The 1058-nt window shown below is 67.4% G+C and carries 2 protein-coding genes; one reads left to right on the forward strand and one right to left on the reverse strand.

Going from position 1 to position 1058, the window contains the following annotated elements:
* Positions 1-293: DEAD/DEAH box helicase family protein (locus H5J33_RS36300; RefSeq protein WP_399553027.1), on the reverse strand; the 293-nt coding region annotated here is incomplete at its 3' end.
* A 289-nt stretch (positions 294-582) separates the two neighbouring features.
* Between H5J33_RS36300 and H5J33_RS36305 the strand changes: the two genes are divergently transcribed.
* The coding region (locus tag H5J33_RS36305) for a pectate lyase (RefSeq protein WP_181798924.1) at positions 583-1058 on the forward strand (476 nt) is incomplete at its 3' end.

The raw sequence follows: 1058 nt of genomic DNA on the forward strand, positions 1-1058 counted from the left end.
GGCGTGGCCGTCATGTAGAGGCGGCGCAGGGACGGGATCTTCTGGTTGTCGTGGACGACCGCCCACGGCTTCCCGATCCGGCCCGAAACGCGGTGGGCTTCGTCCACGACGATCAGGTCCCAAGCCGCCAAACCCGCAGCGTGCGCCCGCTCCAGCGTGCCCAGCCCGAGGCTGGCGCACGTGGCGTACACGGTCACCTTCTCCAGGCCCCGCGTCCACTCCACCAGCTCGTCCACGTCCGTGGTGTTGGGGAAGGACACCTCCTCACCCCGCAGCGAGGACACCCCGATCATCGGCCCCCGGCGCGGCGCGTCGTGTGGGGAACCGCCCGGCATTCTGGCATGGACACCCGAGTTCATGGAAGCGCGCCCACGGCACTTCCCCGGTACCTCTCCCGGCGCGAGACGACTGCGCGCGACCGGTTGACGAGAAAGCGCTTGCGCCCTACGGTCCGTTCATCAGTGTGACCGGCAACCGTGAAAAGAGGCCCTTTTCACTCCACTTTTGAACATTGGCGTTCTAGGTTGCGTACGGTATTCATGTACGTGACCATCCCTCACGCGGAAGAAGGCAATCGGGACAATGACCTCATCGGCAACCTCGCGGGGTCTGCTGGGCGGCCTGGCCACCCTCGGGCTCACGTTGGGCATGATCATGACTTCCTCGCCGGCGGGCGCGGCCACTTGGCCCGCTCCCAACGGCAGTCAGGCGGTCACCAAGACCATCAAGGTGTCCGGCACCACGGACTACGGGATGAAGCGCCTCTACGGCAGCGGCGACCTCGGCACCGGCGGGCAGGGCGAGGACCAGGACCCGATCCTGGAACTCGCCCCCGGCGCGGTCCTCAAGAACGTCATCATCGGCTCGCCGGCTGCCGACGGCATCCACTGCGAGGGCAGCTGCACGCTGCAGAACGTCTGGTGGGAGGACGTCGGCGAGGACGCGGCCACCTTCCTCGGCTCCTCGTCGTCCAACGTCTACACCGTCAGCGGCGGCGGGGCGAAGGAGGCCAGCGACAAGGTGTTCCAGTTCAACGGCGCCGGCACGCTGAACGTCTC

Origin of the sequence: Streptomyces sp. WELS2 (genome assembly GCF_013870595.1) — a bacterium.
Lineage (GTDB): Bacteria > Actinomycetota > Actinomycetes > Streptomycetales > Streptomycetaceae > Streptomyces.